This is a genomic window from Bradyrhizobium sp. Rc3b, assembly GCF_900114915.1.
Lineage (GTDB): Bacteria > Pseudomonadota > Alphaproteobacteria > Rhizobiales > Xanthobacteraceae > Bradyrhizobium.
Window position 1 is genome coordinate 1 of sequence record NZ_FOUS01000023.1, and the last position, 15,757, is coordinate 15,757.

Annotated in this window: 16 protein-coding genes; 12 read left to right on the forward strand and 4 right to left on the reverse strand. The window is 58.6% G+C overall.

The window, feature by feature from the left end:
- From BM190_RS36140 to BM190_RS36165, 7 genes are all read left to right on the forward strand, one after another.
- Positions 1-476 (forward strand): AMP-binding enzyme (locus BM190_RS36140; protein WP_143109159.1); only part of this gene is annotated, 476 nt, incomplete at its 5' end.
- A gap of 191 nt (positions 477-667) precedes the next feature.
- Positions 668-1,102, forward strand: a complete 435-nt coding sequence (locus BM190_RS36145; protein WP_349516934.1) for an adenylate kinase family protein — start codon at positions 668-670, stop codon at positions 1,100-1,102.
- Positions 1,093-1,275 (forward strand): hypothetical protein, encoded by a 183-nt coding sequence (locus BM190_RS41795; protein ID WP_349516935.1) that lies wholly within the window; start codon positions 1,093-1,095, stop codon positions 1,273-1,275. The genes BM190_RS36145 and BM190_RS41795 overlap by 10 nt, the downstream gene beginning before the upstream one ends.
- A 415-nt stretch (positions 1,276-1,690) precedes the next feature.
- The gene (locus tag BM190_RS36150) at positions 1,691-2,296 is read left to right on the forward strand and encodes a helix-turn-helix domain-containing protein (protein WP_092262282.1); all 606 of its coding nucleotides are present in this window, start codon (positions 1,691-1,693) and stop codon (positions 2,294-2,296) included.
- Positions 2,297-2,608: 312 nt separating this feature from the next.
- A complete protein-coding gene (locus BM190_RS36155) occupies positions 2,609-3,811 on the forward strand; it encodes an amino acid ABC transporter permease (RefSeq protein ID WP_092262283.1) in 1,203 nt (400 codons plus the stop codon).
- Positions 3,811-5,334, forward strand: a complete 1,524-nt coding sequence (locus tag BM190_RS36160) for an amino acid ABC transporter permease (RefSeq protein ID WP_092262284.1) — start codon at positions 3,811-3,813, stop codon at positions 5,332-5,334. The genes BM190_RS36155 and BM190_RS36160 overlap by 1 nt, the downstream gene beginning before the upstream one ends.
- An 8-nt stretch (positions 5,335-5,342) precedes the next feature.
- A complete protein-coding gene (locus tag BM190_RS36165; protein ID WP_092262285.1) occupies positions 5,343-6,086 on the forward strand; it encodes an amino acid ABC transporter ATP-binding protein in 744 nt (247 codons plus the stop codon).
- 137 nt (positions 6,087-6,223) lie between these two features.
- Here the strand turns inward: BM190_RS36165 and BM190_RS36170 are convergent, their stop codons facing one another.
- Entirely contained in the window at positions 6,224-7,453 is a 1,230-nt protein-coding gene (locus BM190_RS36170) for a trans-sulfuration enzyme family protein (protein WP_092262286.1), read from the reverse strand.
- Positions 7,454-7,612: 159 nt separating this feature from the next.
- Between BM190_RS36170 and BM190_RS36175 the strand changes: the two genes are divergently transcribed.
- The 5 genes from BM190_RS36175 (at position 7,613) to BM190_RS36195 (ending at position 12,899) form a co-directional block, all read left to right on the forward strand.
- Positions 7,613-8,641 (forward strand): amino acid ABC transporter substrate-binding protein, encoded by a 1,029-nt coding sequence (locus BM190_RS36175; RefSeq protein ID WP_502687021.1) that lies wholly within the window; start codon positions 7,613-7,615, stop codon positions 8,639-8,641.
- Positions 8,642-8,756: 115 nt separating this feature from the next.
- Entirely contained in the window at positions 8,757-9,671 is a 915-nt protein-coding gene (locus tag BM190_RS36180) for a LysR family transcriptional regulator (protein WP_244550854.1), read from the forward strand.
- Between the two features lie 345 nt (positions 9,672-10,016).
- Positions 10,017-10,793, forward strand: a complete 777-nt coding sequence (locus BM190_RS36185) for an aldolase (RefSeq protein ID WP_092262288.1) — start codon at positions 10,017-10,019, stop codon at positions 10,791-10,793.
- 106 nt (positions 10,794-10,899) lie between these two features.
- Positions 10,900-12,246: an MFS transporter gene (locus tag BM190_RS36190; protein ID WP_210189103.1), complete on the forward strand. Its 1,347-nt coding sequence runs from the start codon at positions 10,900-10,902 to the stop codon at positions 12,244-12,246.
- Positions 12,243-12,899, forward strand: coding sequence for a 2-hydroxychromene-2-carboxylate isomerase (locus BM190_RS36195; protein WP_092262290.1), 657 nt, complete (start codon positions 12,243-12,245; stop codon positions 12,897-12,899). The genes BM190_RS36190 and BM190_RS36195 overlap by 4 nt, the downstream gene beginning before the upstream one ends.
- A 282-nt stretch (positions 12,900-13,181) precedes the next feature.
- Here BM190_RS36195 and BM190_RS36200 read toward each other — a convergent pair whose 3' ends face one another.
- The 3 genes from BM190_RS36200 to BM190_RS36210 form a co-directional block, all read right to left on the reverse strand.
- Positions 13,182-13,562, reverse strand: coding sequence for a RidA family protein (locus tag BM190_RS36200; RefSeq protein ID WP_092262291.1), 381 nt, complete (start codon positions 13,560-13,562; stop codon positions 13,182-13,184).
- A 154-nt stretch (positions 13,563-13,716) separates the two neighbouring features.
- Positions 13,717-14,214: an ester cyclase gene (locus tag BM190_RS36205; protein ID WP_244550855.1), complete on the reverse strand. Its 498-nt coding sequence runs from the start codon at positions 14,212-14,214 to the stop codon at positions 13,717-13,719.
- A gap of 36 nt (positions 14,215-14,250) precedes the next feature.
- Positions 14,251-15,756: a tripartite tricarboxylate transporter permease gene (locus tag BM190_RS36210; RefSeq protein WP_092262292.1), complete on the reverse strand. Its 1,506-nt coding sequence runs from the start codon at positions 15,754-15,756 to the stop codon at positions 14,251-14,253.
- Between the last annotated feature and the right edge of the window lies 1 nt (position 15,757).

Consider the following 15,757-nt stretch of genomic DNA (forward strand, 5'->3'; position numbering starts at 1 on the left):
ACAAGGGCAAGTACTTCACCGGCGACGGCTGCCGCCGCGACGCCGACGGCTATTACTGGATCACCGGCCGCGTCGACGACGTCATCAACGTGTCCGGCCACCGCATGGGCACCGCGGAAGTCGAGAGCGCGCTGGTGGCGCATGAGAAAGTCTCGGAGGCTGCAGTGGTCGGCTTCCCGCACGACATCAAGGGCCAGGGCATCTACGCCTACGTCACCTTGATGGCCGGCGTGCAGCCGACCGAGGACCTGCGCAAGGAGCTCGTCACCTGGGTGCGCAAGGAGATCGGCCCGATCGCATCCCCGGATCAAATCCAGTTCGCGCCGGGTCTGCCCAAGACCCGCTCCGGCAAGATCATGCGCCGCATCCTGCGCAAGATCGCCGAGGACGAACCGGGCAGCCTGGGCGATACCTCGACCCTGGCCGATCCCGCCGTGGTCGATGATCTCGTCAAGAACCGGCAGAACAAGCGATAGGCAGCGTCCATGAATATCGAGGCGATCGCGATCGGTCATCATCATCTGCCTGAGATCACCTGGAAACAGATCGAGCATTTCTTCCTGTACGACAAGGATCGCGAATGGTCGAAGCTCGCTGGATGAAACGTGCATTGAGGCCGCGGTTGCGGCGGGCCGCGTGCACCAAATCCGTTTGACGGAGAAATGAGATGAGAATTGTGCTGTTGGGGCCGCCGGGTGCGGGGAAGGGGACGCAGGCCCGCAAGCTGTCGCGAATCCTCGCGATTCCACAGATGTCGACCGGCGATATGCTGCGCGCGGCCGTATCCGAGGGTACGGCGATTGGGCGGCAAGCCGCGGAGATCATGCAGCGTGGTGCGCTAGTGCCCGATGATCTCGTGGTCGAACTGATCGCCGAGCATATCGCCCAGCCGGACGCAGCCCGTGGATTTATTCTGGACGGATTTCCGCGCACCGTAGCCCAGGCAGAGAGCCTCGACCACGTGCTCGGCGAGCACGAGTTAAGCTGTGTGCTCGAGCTTAAGATCTCCTGGATCGGATCCTCGGGCGGGCCATCCAGGCGCGCGACAGTGGCGAGAAGGTACGGGCGGACGACAATCAAGAAGCTCTCAGCGTGCGCCTGACCGCCTACGCCAATCAAACCAAGCCCCTGATCGACTACTACGGCGCAAGGGGGCTCCTGAGAACTGTCGATGCCTCGCAGCCCGTCGGACAGGTGACGGCAGCGCTTGTCGAAGCCATCGAGCAGCGTGACCAAATGGCTTCGGGCAAGGACGGTGGCCCGGCGATTGCGTAGGTCGGCAGCGAGGTCGTTTGTCCTCGGCACCATTTGGGGAGCGAAAGAACTCTGGCCTTCGTCGACAGCTTGAATTCTCTTGTGGCGACCGTTCCAGCCAAGCTAGGTAGATCTCGCCTGGGGCTCGCGATCAAGGCACCGGCGCTTTCGTCACTTGGTTCATGGATGCCCGAACGCCTTGACAAACGTCAAGCAGCGGCCAATTGTTGCTGTAAAGGCAACGAGTTGTCCCCCTAGGCTCGCTGGGACCTGAACCTCTTTTTGGAAACTAATGGCCGTGGGTGGAGGGCGTGCGCAAGCGCCCTTCATTCGCAACAAATTGGTATTGGTCGGTTAACTTTGAGGCTTCCGCTGATCACAGTGGGAGCGGTTCATCGCCGGGCCGATAGCATGCCGGGTGGATGCAGATAGCGCGATGGCAATGATTAAAAAGACCAGTTTGCTGGCGACACAGAAGCTTGAGAAGGTCGACACAGCAGCCGCGGGTCGCATAGGCGCCCGCTTGCGGGCGAGCCGCCGGCAGAAGAACATGACCCTCGATGAACTGGCTGAGGCAACGGGCCTCAATAAGGGGTTTCTTTCCCGGATTGAGAAGGACGCCAAGGCCCCATCGATCGCGACCGTTATCAAGTTGTCCCGTGCCTTGGACATTCCCGTCGCTCGCCTCTTCGGCGAGCAGATTGGTGATTCGGATATCCATCTTGTTCGAACCGCAAATCATAAGCCCGAGGACGACCCGGTAAACGGGTATTCCTTCATTCCCTTGTCCCCAGCAGGGAGCGACAGGCGAAACGAAACTTTTCTCATGGCGCCGCCACGCCATTTTAGCGAAGCCACACACGCTGAACATGCAGGCGAAGAGATGCTCTACGTCCTTGCGGGTCGGATCGAGGTCAAGTTCGTAGACCGAAGCGTCGCGATGTCGACTGGCGACTACCTCCAGTTTCCCGGCCATCTCGTGCACCATGTGCGACGGATCGGTGCAAACGCCACTGTGCTCATCGTCATAAGTCGCGATTAGAGCCGCCGTTTTTCTGCCCTAACTCGATAAGTCGGTCACTAGCCACTCACCAGTTCCATGGCGGCGGCGCGAATGAACTCTTGTCTCATTCAGCGAGAGGCCATATACGTGCCTGAAGGGCAATATGTTGCCCACCTAAACAAATGTTGCCCAGAGGGAAGGAAGCGCGTGTCGAACAACGCTATTTGTATGTCTGGGTGCGAGCTTGTGAATTCCAGGGCGATCGTCGCTGTAGCGGCGGCCCGAGGCGCGATTGTCGACACCAGGCAGCCCACGCGCTTCATCCGCGGATCGACCGTCTAGGGCATCGCAATGACCATTGGTCCCCGGAAACCTCCGCCGCAACATTTACAACGATTGCAGCGTGCGCTCGGCGGACGAGCAGGGTGGAGCGGATTCGCACTCCAACTTTTGTTCGCAGCCATCCTAGGTTGGCTGGCTTATGAAATCATCGCCAATGTCCGCGCAAACCTGCAGACGCAGCGGATCACCGCCGGCTTCGGTTTCCTGCAGACCAACGCGGGCTTCGACGTCAATCAGACCCTGATCTCCTACTCGGGAGCCGATACCTACGCCCGCGTCTTTCTAGTTGGTCTGCTCAATACTCTTCTGGTCTCTGTCATCGGTATCTTCTTTGCCACGGTGATTGGCTTCGTTGTTGCGCTTGGCCGGCTATCGTCCAACTGGCTGTTGTCGAGAATCGCCGGCGCTTACGTCGAATTCCTCCGCAACTTGCCGCTGCTGTTCCAGATCTTGTTCTGGTATCTGGCGGTACTCGCGGCGCTCCCAAGTCCGCGACAGAGCATTTCGCTCTTCGGCATCGCTTTCCTAAACAATCGCGGCATTATCGTTCCGAGGCCTATCGGTGAATCTGGCTTCGAGCCGTTCGTCGGAGCAATTTTGCTAGCTGTGCTTATCTCGCTTTTACTGTGGCGCTATGCCCGTCAGCAGCTCTATCGACACGGCCGAGTGATCAAGGTGTGGCCCTACGCTCTGGTGGATTTGATCGGTTTGCCGCTGATCGTGGCGCTAGTGTTCGGCGCGCCGGTGACGTTTGAAATCCCTGTGCTGAAGGGATTTAATTTCGCTGGGGGCGCCCGTCTCATTCCCGAGTTGGTGGCACTGACGCTGGCCTTGTCGACCTACACGGCAGCATTTATCGCCGAGATCGTGCGGGCTGGCATACTGTCGGTGAATAAGGGGCAGATGGAAGCCGGTTCCTCGCTTGGGTTGCAGCGTGGCTCCGCGCTGCGGCTGATCGTAATTCCTCAAGCGCTCAGAGTAATTTTGCCACCGCTCACCAGCCAATATCTCAATCTGACTAAGAACTCCTCGCTTGCCGTTGCGATCGGCTATCCGGATCTATTCTCTGTGTTCGCGGGAACGACGCTGAGCCAGACGGGGCAAGCGATCGAGATTATCGGGATCACGATGGGAGTTTATTTGCTGATCTCGCTCGTGACCAGCGCGATCATGAACCTGTACGGCTTGCGGATCAGCAGGAGCACGATCTGATGCGAGACGGTGCAACACTTTCCTTCGTGCGGCAAGACTTGGTCTCTGAGCGGTCCGCGCCGGTGAAGACCACAGGTTTTATCGGCTTTTTGCGCGTACGCTTGTTCAACTCGGTGACCAACATTCTGGTCACGATCGTCTGCGCGCTGTTGCTGTGGGTGTTACTGGTACCTACGATCAAATTCCTGCTCATCAACGCTGTGTGGATTGGGACAGACCGTAGCGCCTGTCTAGCCGAAAATGCTGGGCACGTCGTGGGTGCATGCTGGCCCTTCGTTCATGCTAAATTCGGCCAGTTCGTCTACGGCTTCTATCCCGAGTCCGAACGCTGGCGGGCCAATCTGACTTTCATCATTGCGGCCCTGCTTCTGATTCCATTGCTGATTCCACGGCTGCCGGCCAAGGGGCTCAACGCAAGTCTGCTTTTCCTAGCGTTCCCGATCGTCGCTTTCTTCCTGCTGCATGGCGGTGGGCTAGAGGGGTTTGCCGTGAGTTGGATCTCGGCGCTGCTCTCCGGCTTCAATGATTCCGTCGGAGAAGGAGGACGAAAGCTCGCTGTCGCGGGTGAGGCGGTCGCGGTGATCGGTCCTCTTCTGTGGGCGGCCGGCAAGCTGGTCGTTGGAATCAGCACAGCGATCTCGTGGGTGCTTGCTCCGCTGGAGTGGCTGCGCATTGAGATCCATTCGTCGGGACGTCCGGTGTGGACTGACTTGCTCCTGACGACCGCCATAGTCTCGGCCCTGGTCTTTGTTTTGGGCGGTGGCGCGCGCGCGGGCTGGCGATCGCTCATCGCGAGCCTGGCAACCTTCGCTGGTGTCGGTCTCCTGATCGCCGTCATGGGCCTCGATCGCGGCGGACTACCAGTCGTTGATAGCAGGCTTTGGGGCGGCCTCCTGATAACGCTTGTGGTGTCGGTCACAGGCATTGTCGCGTCGATGCCAATCGGTATCGGTCTGGCGCTCGGGCGCCGGTCCACGATTCCTCTGATCCGAACCTTTTCGATCGTCTTTATCGAGTTCTGGCGGGGCGTGCCGCTCATTACGGTTTTGTTCTTCGCGACCTATATGCTGCCGCTCTTCGTGCCTACCGGCTTCACGATCGACGGATTGATGCGCGCGCTCATCGGAATTTCGCTGTTCGCGGGTGCCTATCAGGCGGAGGTTATTCGCGGTGGGCTGATGGCGATCCCGCGCGGCCAGAGCGAAGCGGCGAGCGCGCTCGGCCTATCCTGGTGGAAGACAACTGCACTGATCGTCATGCCGCAGGCATTGCGCCACGTTATTCCTGGCATAGTCAATAGCTTCATTGGGTTGTTCAAAGATACGTCGCTTGTATCGATTGTAGCCCTGTTCGATCTGCTAGGCTCGCTGCGAGCGTCCTTCAGCGACCCTCTCTGGGCAACACCATCGACCTTGTTCACGGGCTTCGCCCTGACGGGCACGATCTATTTCGCCTTCTGTTTTGGAATGTCCCGTTACTCGCTGTTCGTCGAGCGAAGGCTAAGCGCGCATCAGCGCAATTGAGGCAGCCTATGGCTACTGATCCCATCGTTAGAATTAACGACTTGAATAAATGGTACGGCGACTTCCACGTGCTGCGAGACATCAATCTCGAGGTTGGCAAGGGCGAGCGTATCGTGATCTGCGGCCCCTCAGGCTCCGGCAAATCGACGCTGATTCGCTGCATCAACGCGCTGGAGGAATTCCAGGAAGGCGAGGTCGTCGTTGACGGCATCAAGCTCGGGCCGAATCTGAAACACATCGACCCGGTCCGGCGCGAAGTCGGCATGGTATTCCAAAGCTTCAATCTGTTTCCGCATCTCACCGTGCTGGAAAATTGTACGTTGGCGCCGATCTGGGTACGCAACATCCCGAAGAAGGATGCCGAAGGCGCCGCCATGAAATTTTTGGAGCGGGTAAAGATCCCACACCAGGCCAACAAGTTTCCAGGGCAGATGTCCGGTGGTCAGCAGCAGCGCGTCGCGATCGCGCGGGCGCTCACCATGAACCCCAAGGTAATGCTGTTCGACGAGCCAACCTCAGCGCTCGACCCCGAGATGGTCAAGGAGGTGCTGGACACCATGGTCGACCTTGCGAACGAGGGCATGACTATGCTGGTCGTAACCCACGAGATGGGATTTGCTCGCGAAGTCGCCGACCGCGTGGTTTTCATGGATGCCGGACAGATCATCGAATCCAACGCGCCGCGAGAATTCTTTGCTGACCCGCAGCACGCGCGCTCAAAGTTGTTCCTGAGCCAGATCTTGCGGCACTAGACTGCTTACGCTGAGGCAGCAGAGATGAACCCAGATCTTCACCAGAAACTGACCGAGTGGCGTCGCCATCTTCACGCCAATCCGGAGGTTTCACTGCAGGAGAGGCCGACCTCCGCATTGGCCTCCAGGCGAGGGGGCTAGAGCCTATTCAGCGCTTGCCTCAAGTCGGCCAGGAGGTCAGCTTCGTCTTCGAGCCCAACCGAAAGCCGGACAAGATCTTCGCCAACGCCGCCCTGTAGGTGAGCCTCGGGTCGAACGGTTTGCCGTGCCCGGACAATGCTTGCAGGGTGTGAGATAAGCGTTTCGACATCACCAAGACTAACGGCAAGGGTCATCAGCTCGAGTTTGTCTATCATGCGCCTTGCCGCGTCAAACCCTCCGCGCAAGCCGAACGACATCATTCCAGAGCCACCTGACATCTGCTTTTTTGCGATCGCATGCCGTGGATGCGACTCGAGGAAGGGATAGTTCACCCAGGAAACCGCAGGATGCTCGTCCAGCATATGCGCAATTGCAAGTGCGTTGGAGCCATGTCTTTCCATTCGAAGCGGCAGCGTCTTCAGTCCCCTTAGTACCAGAGATGATGCCATCGGAGAGAGGACCGCACCGGTTATGAAGCGTAAGCCCTGGCTGTGGATCCTGTCGATGAGCTCTGCTCTTCCCAGGAGAGCGCCACCAAGGACGTCTCCGTGGCCATTGATGTATTTGGTCAGCGAATGCAGAACGATATCTGCACCGTGCTCCAGAGGACGCTGCAGAGCCGGGGAGGCGAAGGTCCCGTCGACAAAGACCAAAAGACCTGCGCGATGGGCCCGCGCGGCAATGGCGGCGATATCGAGCACGTCCCCCGTTGGATTAATAGGCGTCTCGAAATAGACAGCCCGGCTGCGAGGCGTGACGACGGCGTCCAGATTGGCCGGGTCGCTGAGGTCGACAGGAACGACCTTCACGCCGAAACGCGGCAAGCCCTGCTCGGACATGGCAGTGGTGTTGGAGTACAACGTGCGGTGGACGATCAGTTCGTCACCTTGCGATAGCAGGGATAGCGTCAAGGCTCCGACAGCGGCCATTCCGGAGGCCAACGCGACTGCGGCCTCGGCTCCTTCCAGGTTGGCGAGCCGGGTCTGTAACAACTCGGTCGTGGGATTGTGCTCCCGAGCGTAGAGCTTGCCTCCGAGTGCAGCCGCCGCGTCGGCGTCCGCCATGCTTTCGAAGCCGTAGGTAGACGTGAGGTAAACCGGTTGAGATACGGCCCGATGGTGGTCGGCCGGATCATATGCGTAGTGAATCGCTCGCGTTGCGAACCCCAGTTCCAAGCCATGAGTCGGCGGTATCTTGCCCGTTTGGGCAGATTTGGAACCTGACATTCGAAAAAATCTCCATTGGCGGGCGGCTCCTCACTTCTTTGCGCAAGGAGCGAAACCGGTTGCATTGCAGTCGATGTTGACTCAACTCTGCCTATAGGGCAACAAGTTGTCCAAATATCCAAAACCGGAGGATTGCGAATGCCTAGGAGGCCCAGCCGCGTGCCCGCGCTTGTTCGATTGGCTTTGATCTTGACGTTCTGTCTCCTATCAGGGGGACATGGGGCGATCGCCCAGACGATCAACACCTTGGAAAAAGTGAAGGCGAGGGGGCACCTGGAGTGCGGTGTCTCCCAAGGGGTCGCAGGCTTTTCATCTCCAGACAGTGCGGGCAATTGGAGTGGCCTCGACGTTGATTTTTGTCGTGCGCTTGCAGCGGCAATCTTCAACGATCCGACCAAGGTCCGTATGTCGCCGCTTTCGGCAACCGACCGCTTCACGGCCCTGCAATCCGGTCTTATTGATGTCCTGGCTCGAAATACGACGTGGACGTTGCAGCGCGATACAGCGCTCGGCTTCAACTTCGGACCTATTACGTATTTTGACGGCCAGGGCTTCATGGTCAAGAAGTCCCTCAACGTAAAGGGGGTGTCGGAACTTACGGATGCCTCAATCTGCATCACGGCCGGGACCACGCATGAGCAAAACGTTGCGGATTATTTTCGTGCTCACAAGATGAAGTTTGAGCCCGTGGTGTTCGGCACGGCTGACGAGACGGTCAAGGCATATGACGGGGGGCGCTGCGACGTTCTGACGGCAGACGCCTCAGGGTTGAGCGCTTACAGGGTCAAGTTACAAAAACCGGACGAGCAGATCATCCTTCCTGAAATCATCTCCAAGGAGCCGCTGGGGCCGGCCGTTCGTCAGGGTGACGACCAATGGCTTGATATCGTGAAGTGGACGCACTTTGCGATGCTAACCGCCGAAGAACTGGACATTACCAAGGCAAACGTGGATGCAATGACGCGCTCTGATCGGCCCGAAGTCCGGCGCGTACTCGGTAATGACAATACGCTCGGCCAGAGCTTAGGCCTGACCGCTGATTGGGTTGTCCGAATCATCCGTCACGTGGGCAACTATGGTGAGGTCTTCGATCGCAATCTGGGGCCGTCCACGCCCATGCGAATTGCGCGAGGCCTGAACGCGCAATGGACTAAGGGCGGTCTGCAGTACGCGCCTCCAATTCGCTGAAGCTCGAAATGAAATGATTCGGGATCCCCGGCGGGTGAAGACCCGCAGGGGATCGTCTGGACGCTGCTGTCTCGGCTAGCTATTTGCAAACGCTTCGGCGGGGTCTGTACCCGACATGGAAAATACCGACCGGCAACTGCGGTACTTCGTGAAGATTGCGGAGCTCGGATCCTTGTCGCGCGCGGCGGATGCTCTCGATCTCACGCAATCGGGCATTAGCCGCCAGCTTGCTTCACTTGAAACATATGTTGGCAAGCCGCTATTTTCGCGCACTGGAAGAGGGGTCGAGCTAACAAGAGCCGGCGAAAAATTGTTCGATGTCGCAAAAGCGGCCTACGTGAGCATAGATGATGCTCTTGAATCAGTGCGTGACAAAGAAGGCGTGACGCAAGGACACATCAGGATCGCTGTCATCCATACCTTAAGCTACTACTTCATGTCCGATGTCGTTGCCGAGTTCATGGTGCAAAGGGAAAGCGTCAATCTTTCACTCATAAGCCGGAGTTCGCCAGAGGTTGTCGCATTGGTCGAAAGCGGGAAGGCTGACATCGGCTTCGTATACGATTCAGCCGTCGATTCCGCAGAATTTCAGGCAACTCCGTTGTTCGAAGACGAGATGTGCATCATCGCTCGCGAGGACAGCGTATGGCCCGATGAAATCGATCTTACAACGTCGCGATGCAGACTCGTGGGATTCCCACTCCACTATGCATTGCGGAAGATGCTGCAAAGTGGTGGCCTTACGCCGGAGTTCGTGGCGGAAGCAGACACGATCGATGCGATGCTCAAGCTGGTCTCCTCAGGTGTCGGTGCCTGTGTGCTGCCGACCCGAATCCGGACAGACTGCTCGTCGATTATGGTCTCAAGAAGCTTAGGATCGTTCGACCGACACTGCGCCGCCGTGTCATCGCAATCGTGCGCGACCACAAGCATTGCCCTCCGTTGGTGCAGGAAGTCGTTAAGATCGCGCTCGCAAAAGTGTTATAGCGCCCCACCGGTCGTGCTGCGAGACCAGCAGAACGGCGATTGAGCCATGTCGATTCAAGGAGACTAATGTGAATTCCTCAGCCAGCAAAAAGCTCCTAACCTCGAGCATCGACGTCGATCCGATCGAGACAGACGACTGGCCGCGATCGCTAAAGTCAGTCGCATGGCGAAATAACGGTCTGAGGGTGAACAATCGACGCATCTCGTCCGTTTCGCGCGTGGCGAACGGGACCGCCAGAGCGGGTGCGAGTTCGATCGGTTGGGGACTCAATGCCGAGCCACTCATCTCAGATATAACGCGCGGTTCATGGCACACGCGCATCTCCCGCGACATGCTGCCTTTTGATGCGGGATCGTCGGGCTTCCCGCGAAATGCAGGAGAAGACAGATGAAGGCGGAGCTGCGGGCAAAGGAATACTTCGACGACCGCGCCACCCGAGAAATGGCTGAGCATCTTAAGGGAGCGAAGCGCAGCGACAAGGAGACGCTGGCGTACGCCTGCCGGATATTGGCCATGACCGGCCAGGAAGCGGGGCTCGCAGGTCAAATCAGCTTTCGCTCCGAACGCCCCAATGCCTATTGGACCTTGCGGTTTGGTCTGGGCTTCGACGAGGCGACCCCCGACGACTTCATCGAAGTCGACAGGGATCTCAATACGCTGACTGGCGAAGGCATGGCGAACCCGGCTACGCGCTTCCATCTATGGGTCTACGACGCAAGGCCCGACGTGAAGTCGTTGGTCCATACACATTCACCGTGGGCCTCGGCGCTGGCTGCGGCGCGTCAGCCGCTCGTGATCGCGCAGATGGACATGACGCCGCTTCACGATGACTGTGCGTTTCTCGGTGAGTGGCCTGGCGTACCGATCGCCGACCAGGAGGGCGTTCTCATCTCGGCAGCACTCGGCGGCAAGCGCGCGATCATCCTGGCTCATCACGGCTACCTCACCGCCGGCGCGTCGATCGAAGAGGCGACATATCTGTCGGTCTACCTCGAGCGTGCCGCCCGGATGCAGATTCGCGCACAGGCGTTCGGCCCGCTGACGCCTGTCGACGATGCCCTCGCGAAGGAAGCGCACGACTATCTTCTGAAGCCGTCCATCGTGAACGCGACCTTCGACTACTGGTGTCGGCAGACTCATTCGGCCGGTGCGGCCGCGACGTAGGTGAGCGGGGAGGCCGTGGCTTTGTGCGGTCCTCGCGTATGAACAGAAGGGGCCCGTCCAGCGGGCCCCTGGCCATCAAAACAAAAATCGGAGGAGGAGAGCGACCATGAAATCCGCGGAGGTGTCGGGGCGCCGTCACTATGTGATTGCCGGACTTGCCAGCATGATGGGGACGACGATCGAGTGGTATGATTTCTTTCTATATGGAACGGCAGCGGCCCTCGTCTTCAACAAGATATTCTTTCCGAGCTTCGATCCCGTTGCGGGGACGATGGCGGCATTCGCGACCTATTCGGTTGGGTTCTTTGCGCGTCCCCTAGGGGGGATCGTCTTTGGTCATTTCGGCGACCGGATCGGACGGAAGTCGATGCTGCTCATCACGTTGGTCTTGATGGGCGTGCCGACGATGGCCATCGGTATCATTCCGTCCTACGAGAGCATCGGTTACTGGGCGGCCGTATTGTTGGTAGCGATGCGGTTTCTTCAAGGTGTGGCGGTCGGCGGCGAGTGGGGGGGCGCGGTCTTGATGGCGGTCGAACACGCTCCCGACGACAAGAAAGGCTTGTTCGGCAGCTTGCCGCAAGCGGGCGTCGCGCCAGGTCTCATTCTGTCGTCCTTGGCGATGAGCATGGTGGCGACGCTTCCCGAAAAGGACATGCTGAGTTGGGGGTGGCGTTTGCCGTTTCTTGCCAGTGTGGTTCTATTGGCTGTCGGCTGGTTCATTCGGGTTAATGTTGCCGAATCTCCCGATTTCGAAAGGGTAAAGGGCCAGGGCGACGACGTTAAGGTCCCGATCGCAGAAGTCTGCCGGAGCTACCCGCGGGCGGTACTGCTGGCGATCGGCGCGCGGTTCGCCGAGGTGACGTGGTTTTATACCGTTTCGAGCTTCTCGCTTGCCTATGCCGTGGGTACGCTGGGCATCCCACGTACAGTGATCTTGGACGCGACAGTCTGGGGCGCCGCGGTTGTACTGTTCACTATGCCGCTGTTCGGGTTGCTCGGCGACCGTATCGGCCACAAGCACGTCTTCATGATAGGGGCGGTGGGTATCGTGATCGCGGCACCTATCTTCTTCAACCTTCTAAGCAGCAAGGAAGTCTTCTGGATTAACGTCGCGATGATCATCGCCATCGGGCTCGTCTACGGTTGCCTGTATGCGCCGGAAGGATCGTTGTTCTCCTCGCAATTTCCACCCGAAGTCCGCTACACCGGCATCTCCCTGGCAGTGCAGGTCTCCGGGGCGTTAGGAGGTGGTCTCGCCCCGATTGTTGCGACTTGGCTCTTGGCGCGCAATGGCGGTGATCCACAGTATGTCGTGTGGTATCTCACGGCTCTTGCAGCTATCGCCCTTCTATGCGCGTGGTGTATGCGTGCCGCAGCGGTTGTTGCTGCACATGAGGCGGCAGGCAAGGCGGGCGTAGCTTCTAACGTTTCGGCGAGCGTGGCATTATGAACGAGATCGATTACTATTTCTGGATGAACTCGGATTGGGCTTATCTCGGTGCCGACCGCCTAGAGCAAATCGCCGCCGAGTATCAGTTGAAGATCCGCTACATGCCGGTGGATCTTCCTGACGTATACCGGCGGACGGGCGGACAATTGCTAGGCAATCGAGCGCCCGAACGACAGGCGTACCGGATCGTCGAACTGAAGCGTTGGTGCAAGAAGCTTGACATCCATGTGAATCCGACGCCGAAGTTCATGTGCCCGAATGCCGATGCGGCTTCGCGGATCGTCATTGCCGCAGATCGCATGGGACTGAACACAGTTTCGCTTTACAAGGCCATTTTGCGTGCCGAGTGGTGTGACGATCGTGATATTTCCGACCGTGAAGAGTTGAAGCGCATCTTGGTCGAGGAGGGACTCGACGCAGATCGGCTGCTGGTGGCGGCCGATGCTCCCGAGATCGAGGCGTTCTATCGACATTTCACGGATACCGCTGTGGAAGCCGGAGTATTTGGCTCGCCATCCTACGTCTTCAACAATGAGCTATTCTGGGGCCAAGACCGACTGGATATGCTTGAGGACGCGATCACAAGCGCCATTGGAGGTGCGCCGCGTCGTAGCAATTCTCGTTTGAACGCTGACGTAAGAGGAGGGCGATAGGCTGCGCGCGCCCCGGCCCTACAAAAGCTTCTGATCTCAGAGTTTCAGTTTCGGCCCCCTCCCTGGGCCGGACCGTGGGCCTTGTCTAAGTGCCCCTATAGACTGCGCCCGGCAATCGAGTGCCGGGCGTTTTTTTGGGCTGTATCCTGAGCATCGCCGCACTTGATTTGCTCGGCCTTGTCTTGAACTGCAATGCGATTGCGCGGGACAAAGGTCTCAGCCCGACAACTCGTCGTTTGGATGATGTCGCCAGGTTTCCGGCGACCTGAAGCGAGCCGGAGTTCAGGAGGTGGCGGCAACCATCTCGATCTCGACCCTCGCTCCCAATGGCAGTGAGGCGACGCCTATTGTTGTGCGTGCCGGATAGGGTTTTGAGAAGTGCTTCGCGTAGACAGCGTTCATGGACGCGAAATCGCCCATGTCCGTCAAGAAGACGTTGCACTTGACGACTTTATCGAACGAAAGACCCGCCCCTTCCAGAGCCGTTAGAAGGTTTCGGAAGCATTGGTGTACCTGGGCCTCTGTGCCACCATCGACCAACCGGCCAGTGACGCTATCGATTGGCGTCTGACCCGAGAGATAGACGAAACCATTCGCTATCACGCCGTGGGAGTAGGGACCGACTGCAGCCGCCCCCGGGGCGTTGATTGCTTCTCTGCCCATTATTGCCAATCTCCTTTGTTGAGTTCATCCCGCGTTATAGGTCAACGAGAGCGCGTTGCTGGAGAGTATGTCGCGACCATCGGCACAGTACCCCCCTCAATGGCCCGCAGCAATCTGAACACCGCGGCGACATTCCGCTATACAGACACCGTATTCAACGTGACACATGGGGCTTGAATTCCGCCGGTACGTCTTGGATTCCATCGAGCCGGCCTAGTAGCCCATGAATATCTCCCAAAACCCACAGGTCATGAACCTTCCCATCGCGGAATTGGAAGATCGGGGTCCCATACCACCAGAGATGCTTCCCGGTGGGCTGGCGCCCAAAGAGCGGCTTTCGATGGATACCGTGAAAGCGAAGCTTTCCTGATATCCGGTCATCCTCCTCGATCAGATCCAGAATGTCCGAGGTATAATCCTCAAGAGCGTCGTGGATCCATTGTACATAATCCCCAAACTGCAAGTGTCCAACCAGAACGGGGCCGAGTGAGCCACGGAACGCGAAATCCGGATGGAAGATCTCGGGAATTAAGCTGACATCTGCGTGGTCCCACATATCCTTGTAGAACTTGAAGACCATCTCCTTTTGTGGGGTAAGGCTGCGGCGATCCAATTCCATCGCGGTCTCAAGCCCTGGTGGTGCGGCAAACATTTGCTTCTCCTGCCCGTTCAACTTGTCTTCCGCGGATCAGTCCTCTTCTACGAAGGCTTCCTCGCGGGTCTTGCGGAAGGACGGAAGAAGCACCAAGAGCAAAGCGAGGAACGCGATGATCAGCATTGTCACGCTGATGGGGTTCTTCACAAAGACCAACGGATCGCCGCGCGACAACGTCAGCGATCTCCGCAGGTTTTCTTCCATCATCGGCCCGAGAATGAAGCCGAGCAGCATGGGGGCGGGTTCACACCTGAGCTTTGCGAACACGTAACCGAGCAGGCCGAAGATGGCCATAAGGTAGACGTCGAAGGAGGTGTTGTTCAGGCTGAACACGCCGATGGCGCAGAACACCATGATACCCGGAAACAGGACGTGGTAGGGGATCGTCAGCATCTTCGCCCACATGCCGACGAGCGGCAGATTAAGAAGGATGAGGAAGAAGTTTCCGATCCACATCGAGGCGATGATACCCCAGAACAAGGCGGGCTGCTGCGTCATGACCGCGGGCCCTGGTTGAATTCCTTGAATGATCAGGGCGCCGATCATCAGCGCCATCACCGGGTTCGAGGGAATTCCGAGCGTGAGCATCGGAATGAAGGAGGTCTGCGCGCCGGCATTGTTGGCTGATTCCGGCGCCGCGACCCCCTCGATCGCGCCCTTGCCGAATTCCGACGGTCGCCGCGATATCTTCTTTTCGACGGAGTAGGCGGCGAAGGAAGAGAGCATGGCCCCGCCGCCAGGCAGAATGCCGAGCGCCGAACCCAGCGCAGTCCCGCGCAAGATCGGCCCGACGATTCGTCGCCAGTCCTCACGGTTCGGCATCAGATTCGTGACCTTGCTGACAAAGACGGAGCGATCACTTTCATTCTCGAGATTGCGGATGATCTCGCCGACGCCGAACATGCCCATGGCGACAGTGACGAAACCGATCCCGTCGGCGAGCTCGGGGATACCGAAGGTAAAGCGCTGCACCGCCGAGTTCGCGTCGGTCCCGACAACACCAAGCAAAAGGCCGAATACGATCATGCCGAATGCCCGCAGCAGCGATCCATGTGCGAGCACGACCGAGGCGCTCAAGCCCAGTACCATCAGGGAGAAGTATTCCGGCGGCCCGAACTTCAGGGCGATCTGTGCCAGCGGCGGAGCGGCGAGCGCAAGGAGCAGGGTAGAAACGGTGCCGGCGAAGAAGGAGCCGATCGCAGCAGTGGCGAGCGCGACACCAGCGCGGCCGTTCCGAGCCATCGCGTAGCCGTCCAGAGCCGTGATAACAGAAGACGATTCTCCGGGCAGGTTGATCAGGATCGCCGTCGTCGATCCGCCATACTGGGCGCCATAGTAAATGCCCGAGAGCATGATGAGTGCCGAGACCGGCGGCAAGCCGAATGTCGCCGGCAGCAACATTGCGATCGTGGCGACCGGTCCAAGCCCCGGTAGCACGCCGATCAAAGTTCCGAGGAATACGCCGACCAGGCAGTAGCCAAGATTGAGAAATGTTCCGGCCGTCTGAAAGCCGAGCAGAAGGTTGGAGAGAGTGTCCATC

Bases quoted from the DNA above. Each gene is read 5' to 3' on its own strand.
- BM190_RS36185 (WP_092262288.1), top strand. From the start codon at position 10,017: ATGAAGGCGGAGCTGCGGGCAAAGGAATACTTCGACGACCGCGCCACC.
- BM190_RS36145 (WP_349516934.1), top strand. From the start codon at position 668: ATGAGAATTGTGCTGTTGGGGCCGCCGGGTGCGGGGAAGGGGACGCAG.
- BM190_RS36205 (WP_244550855.1), bottom strand. From the start codon at position 14,214: ATGTTTGCCGCACCACCAGGGCTTGAGACCGCGATGGAATTGGATCGC.
- BM190_RS36170 (WP_092262286.1), bottom strand. From the start codon at position 7,453: ATGTCAGGTTCCAAATCTGCCCAAACGGGCAAGATACCGCCGACTCAT.
- BM190_RS36150 (WP_092262282.1), top strand. From the start codon at position 1,691: ATGGCAATGATTAAAAAGACCAGTTTGCTGGCGACACAGAAGCTTGAG.
- BM190_RS36155 (WP_092262283.1), top strand. From the start codon at position 2,609: ATGACCATTGGTCCCCGGAAACCTCCGCCGCAACATTTACAACGATTG.
- BM190_RS36190 (WP_210189103.1), top strand. From the start codon at position 10,900: ATGAAATCCGCGGAGGTGTCGGGGCGCCGTCACTATGTGATTGCCGGA.
- BM190_RS36160 (WP_092262284.1), top strand. From the start codon at position 3,811: ATGCGAGACGGTGCAACACTTTCCTTCGTGCGGCAAGACTTGGTCTCT.
- BM190_RS36195 (WP_092262290.1), top strand. From the start codon at position 12,243: ATGAACGAGATCGATTACTATTTCTGGATGAACTCGGATTGGGCTTAT.
- BM190_RS36180 (WP_244550854.1), top strand. From the start codon at position 8,757: ATGGAAAATACCGACCGGCAACTGCGGTACTTCGTGAAGATTGCGGAG.
- BM190_RS36200 (WP_092262291.1), bottom strand. From the start codon at position 13,562: ATGGGCAGAGAAGCAATCAACGCCCCGGGGGCGGCTGCAGTCGGTCCC.
- BM190_RS36165 (WP_092262285.1), top strand. From the start codon at position 5,343: ATGGCTACTGATCCCATCGTTAGAATTAACGACTTGAATAAATGGTAC.
- BM190_RS36210 (WP_092262292.1), bottom strand. From the start codon at position 15,756: ATGGACACTCTCTCCAACCTTCTGCTCGGCTTTCAGACGGCCGGAACA.